Raw genomic sequence first — 5,575 nt, 5'->3', positions numbered from 1 at the left:
CTATGTAATCCTAAATCAGATTTTATAAAATATATTTTTTAAATATGTTTCAATATTATCGGGCTCTGCTTCCAAAGCTTTATTTAAATAAGACAAAGCCTCATCATCTAAACCAATAGAATGTTTTAACAAAGAAATGTTATGATAGGCGATAATGAGATTAGGATTTATTTCTATAGCTTTATCATAATATTTTAAAGCTTCATCAAATTCACCTAGATTGTATTTACATAAACCAATAGTGTTATATGCAAAACTTGCTGTAGAATTTTTATCTAATTCTATAAATTTATTAAAATCTTCTATTGCCTCTTTATAAAAAGCCATATAAAATTTAGCCAATCCCCTGTCATAATAAGAATTATAATCTCCAAGCTCAATAGCTCTATCAAAATCTTTTACAGCTTCTTCATATAAACACAAATTTAATTTTGCTAATCCTCTGTTATGATAAAGATCATAAGAATCACCATTATAAAATATAACTTCGTCAATATATTCAATAGATTTTTCATAGTCTTTACTTTCAAATGCTTCCTTTGCTTTATTTAATAATTCTTCAATAATATTATTACTATTATTCATAATACAATTTCCTATAAAGCTAATTTTATTTAAGTCCATATTCTTTTTCAAGACTTTTCATATTTTCAATTGCATATTCATTATTTGGCTCTAATTCTAAAGCCTTTTTATAATCTTCAAATGCTTCTTTATATAGTCCTGCATTTTTCTTAACCCAGCCCCTATCATTATATAAATAAGCCATATTTGGTTTTAATTCTATAGCTTTATCATAATCTTTTAAAGCTTCTTTATATTGTCCCAATTCATCTTTAGCACTTCCTCTGTTGCTATAAGCATATACATAATTAGGGCTTAACTCTATAGCCTTACTATAGTCTTTTATAGCTTCTTTATACAAACCTAAATTGCTTTTAGAAAGCCCTCTGTTATTATAAGTATTGCTGTCATTGGGGTTTAACTCTATAGATTTATCATAATCTTTTATAGCTTCTTTATATAAGCATAACTCTTTTTTTGAATTTGCTCTGTTATAATAAGCATCTGCAAAATTAGGATTAATCTTTATAGCTTTGTTATAATCTTCAATAGCTTCTTTATAAAGTCCCAAATCATGTTTAGAATTACCCCTATTACCATAAGCATAATAGTTATTAGGATCTAACTCTATAATCTTATTAAAATCTTTTATAGCCTCATAAAAAAGATGTAAATAATTTTTGGAAACTCCTCTATTATTGTATGCATCTATATTTTCACTATCTAACTCTATAACTTTAGAGTAATCTTCAATAGCTTCCTTGTGTAAATTAGCATTATTTTTAGCAAGCCCTCTATTATAATAAGCATCTTTATAATTTTTACTTAATTCTATAGCTTTATCATAATCTCTTATGGCTTTTTTAAAAAAATCCTAAATTATTTCTAGAAAGTCCTCTATTATAATAAGCTAACGCATAATAATCAATCAATTCTATAGCTTTATTATAATACTCTATAGCTTTCTCATATGATCCCGAATTGTTATCAACAACTCCATTAGTATTATAATCAAAATATTCATCTAAAGTATGTAAATCATTAGCATCTATTTCAGCATCTTCATCATTAAACATAGTCTTATCATAATGAAAATACTCAATAAACTTGTTATAAGTATAAATTTCATCAGGCTCTTTTATATAAAATGTTTCAAGTATTGTATTTAATCCGTCATTAAAAGTTTCCGCCTTGCTGTTAAAATCATCAAAATCAGAATAATTTAATGCATCAATGCTATTTAAAAAATTATTGGCATCAGATAGAATTTTTTCTGCTTCTTTTTTGAAATCATCTTTTAAATATTTAACTTCACTTTTTTCAAAGCCTTTTAATGATATTTTGCACTTTTCTATATGTTTGTTAAAAAGATAATTAGATATTATTGTCATTTTTAATTCCTATTTTAATTTACTAGCTCTATGCAATATTATAGTATTATATTATAAAAATAATTTAATACTATAAAAAATTGTTATTAATAAATTTGCTTGTTTTATTTTTTATATTTAGTATTATTACTATGAATTATTATAAGTTTAATTATTATTGGAGGAAATGTTATGACATATAAAGAAATTATAGAAAATGCTAAAGACTGTATGGGTTTTTGTAAAGCATGCATTATATGTAATGGTAAAGTATGTAAAAATAGTATGCCCGGACCTGGTGCCAAAGGAATAGGAGATGTAGCTATTAGAAATTATGACAAATGGAGAGAGATAAGGCTTAATATGGATACAATATGTTCTAATGAAGATATTGATACTTCTTTTGAACTGTTTGGTAGAAAATTTAAATACCCAATATTTGCTGGTCCTGTAGGTGCAGTTCAGCTTCACTATGGTGATAAATATACAGAAGAAGAATACAATGATATATTAGTAAAATCATGTTATGAAGCAGGAATTGCAGCTTTCACTGGAGACGGAACCAATCCTAATGTAATGATAGCAGCAACTACTATGATAAAAAAACAAAATGGTATAGGAATACCTACTGTTAAGCCTTGGAATATGGATGTTATAAAAGAAAAAATGAAATTAGTTGCCGATTCAAATGCTTTTGCTGTTGCTATGGACGTTGATGCTGCAGGACTTCCTTTCTTAAAGAATCTTACTCCAAAGGCTGGAAGCAAAACAGTTGATGAATTAAGACAAATAAAAGAGATTGCTAAAAGACCATTTATAATAAAAGGAATAATGACTGTAAAAGGAGCTAAAAAAGCATTAGAGGCTGGGGCTGATGCTATAATAGTATCAAATCATGGAGGACGCGTACTTGATCAATGTCCTTCTACTGCTGAAGTATTACCTGAAATTGCTGATGCGGTTAAGGGAAAAATAAAAATATTAGTAGACGGCGGAATAAGAAGCGGTGCTGATATATTAAAAGCTCTTGCTATCGGAGCTGACGGAGTTGTTATTGCCAGAACTTTTGTAATAGCAGCATACGGCGGAGGTGAAGAAGGAGTTAAATCTTATGCTTCACAATTAGGTGCTGAACTTGAAGACGCTATGACTATGTGCGGAGTTCACAGCTTAAAAGAAATAACTAGAGAAATTGTAAGACTTTAATTTGTTTAATTTTTGTTAATTGATTTTTAAAACTCAATATAAAAAGCTATCAAAAAACTCTTTATATTGAGTTTATTTTTTAATAAATAGTTTTATATATTAAAATAGGATTTTTTCAAAAGTACTTGACAAGATTATATATGAAATTTATACAACATATAAAAATAATCTTTTATATGTTGTATAACTTATTATTTTAGTATATAAATATGCAATCTTTATCTTACATACGGTACATAAGCGGAACTCTGTTGTGCTTCAAAATGTCTAGTCACTACAATTAATAAATAAGATTGTTTTGAAATAAGTATATTATAAAAATATTATTTTTTATTACACTTATCTATTATCAGGATCGAATCTCTGTAAAAGTCTTATAAGAAAATAAGCAGCTAAAAACATTATAGGACATAATGCCCACTCTATACCTTTTGGAAGACCAGGGAAAACCTGTATAATAGAACCTAATACAAAACCTGATATTATTAAATAAGAAGCCTTTACATAATGCTCCATCCAATATTCCAAAATTTTAGTAGTAAGAACAACTCCCAAAATAGAACCTACAGCTAAAGGAATTAAATAAGGAAAATAAAGATTATGTACCGCATCAATAGTTTCCTGATATATACCCAAAAGTAAAAACATATATGACACACTTATACCTGGAAGTATCATAGCAATGGCTACTATTAAACCAGCTATTATAAGTATAAAATACATAAATACTTCGCTTCTATCTGATGAACTGCTGAAAAAACCTTCTGGTATAATTGATATTAAATATACTATTGCTGCTCCTAATAGTATGTATATAATGCTCACAAAATTAAATTTGTATTCTTTAGTTTTATTATAGACTGTATTAAAACCTCCAAGTGCTGCTCCCATAAAAAAGAAAGAAGAAACAGTATAATACTTCTCTATTAAGTTTGATAAAGGTTTTGATATTATGACCATTCCTAAAAGAGAGCCAATAGAGAAAAATATTAAAAATAAAAAGTTAAACTTATTTTTAATAAAATAATTTTCATTCTTTGAAAAAGTTAAAACACTACTTAAAGAAGATATTAATTTATCGTATATACCAAGTATCATAGCCATAGTGCCCCCACTGAAACCAGGTACAAGCATAGAAGCTCCTATAATAAAACCTTTTATAACTGTGTATATATAATTCATAAATCCTAAAAATTTCATATTTTTCATAATCCTCTAAAATATAATTTTTTACTTGATATTAGAGAAAGGATAATACAATGTAAAACAATTTTAATCAAGTGTGTTTTTACAATTATTTTACAATATTTACATTAAAGTACGATTTTAACATATTTTTTAAGAACATATATAATAATTTTTTACTTTAATTAATGATAGGAGTATATCCAGTCTCTTCAACTAAATACTGACCTTGTTCTGAAAGTATGAAATCTATTAATTTTTGAACATTTGGATTTTCTTCTAAAGCTCTTTTAGTTGTTGCAGCATAAAATGTAGTTGACAGAGTGTAAGTACCATTTTGTATATTTTCTTTATTTGGTTTTATATTATCTATAGAAAGAGTTTTTATTTCATTGTTGTTTATCATTTCATGAACATTAAATAAAAATGAATATCCTATAGCATTTTTTCTATTGCGGTATTCTTTTACATTTTCAGTAAATCCAGAATTCAAATCAAATCCTATTTTGGTATCAGGCTTCATTATATTATTTTCAGCATTCATTGAAGCCATAAAGTTTGTAAATGTAATTTGCCATTTTCCAATATTATCCATTTGATAGGCTCTTATTTTCATGTTATCTCCTCCAACTTCTTTCCAATTATTGATTTTTCCTGTGTATATGTCCTTTATATTCTCTTTTGAAAGATTATCTATTTTGTTTTGAGAGTTTACAAAAAATACAAATGCCTCTTTTCCTATAGGTATTAATATAAAATCTATATTATTAGTTTTAGCCATTTCTATATCTTTATTAGAAGGTGCATTTCCAAAAACTATATCAACTTTAGCATTTATAAGATTTTTATAAGCATTATCATATAAAAAGCTTTTATAAGTGTTGTAATAAATTGTTGAGCATAAAACATAAGCTGTATCATAGTTGCTGTTTGTTGCTCTGTCATAATTAGTTTCTATTGTTCCGTTATCATTAATTATTACATACTCCTCAAATGGAACTTGTTTTAAAAACATATTAGTATATTTATTATTTGTAACTGTGATTTTATAAACAGCATCTGCAAATGCTGAATAAATCGGAAAAAATTCAATTTCACCATCAAGTCTTGGAAAATTATTTGTTATTATTAATCTCGATTCATTTGTGAGTTTTACTGCTTTTGAATTAGTGTTTCTTATATCAGCAAAAGGATAATATAAATCAGGTATTACATAATTATTAACTTCTTTAAAATTTACATCTCTATTA

At 26.2% G+C, this 5,575-nt stretch carries 3 protein-coding genes and 1 pseudogene; 1 reads left to right on the top strand and 3 read right to left on the bottom strand.

All coding sequences use genetic code 11. From position 1 onward, the window contains the following. A pseudogene (locus KQ44_RS13510) lies at nt 1–1,955 on the bottom strand (tetratricopeptide repeat protein); the annotation flags it as partial. 171 nt (nt 1,956–2,126) lie between these two features. Between KQ44_RS13510 and KQ44_RS13505 the strand changes: the two are divergent. After that, nucleotides 2,127–3,140 (top strand): alpha-hydroxy-acid oxidizing protein, encoded by a 1,014-nt coding sequence (locus tag KQ44_RS13505; protein ID WP_096737890.1) that lies wholly within the window; start codon nt 2,127–2,129, stop codon nt 3,138–3,140. A gap of 339 nt (nt 3,141–3,479) precedes the next feature. Here the strand turns inward: KQ44_RS13505 and KQ44_RS13500 are convergent, their stop codons facing one another. Beyond that, nucleotides 3,480–4,340, bottom strand: coding sequence for a DUF368 domain-containing protein (locus KQ44_RS13500; protein WP_096737889.1), 861 nt, complete (start codon nt 4,338–4,340; stop codon nt 3,480–3,482). A gap of 166 nt (nt 4,341–4,506) precedes the next feature. Next, on the bottom strand, nt 4,507–5,575 hold a 1,069-nt coding region (locus KQ44_RS13495), incomplete at its 5' end, for a substrate-binding domain-containing protein (protein WP_096737888.1).

Origin of the sequence: Brachyspira sp. G79, assembly GCF_002379365.1 — a bacterium.
In the GTDB taxonomy this organism is placed as follows: Bacteria; Spirochaetota; Brachyspiria; order Brachyspirales; family Brachyspiraceae; genus Brachyspira.
Note: the sequence above shows the minus strand (reverse complement) of the source record. Positions and strands in the feature narration are given on the sequence as shown.

Coding starts and splice junctions, on each gene's coding strand:
- KQ44_RS13505 (WP_096737890.1), top strand. CDS start 2,127: ATGACATATAAAGAAATTATAGAAAATGCTAAAGACTGTATGGGTTTT.
- KQ44_RS13500 (WP_096737889.1), bottom strand. CDS start 4,340: ATGAAATTTTTAGGATTTATGAATTATATATACACAGTTATAAAAGGT.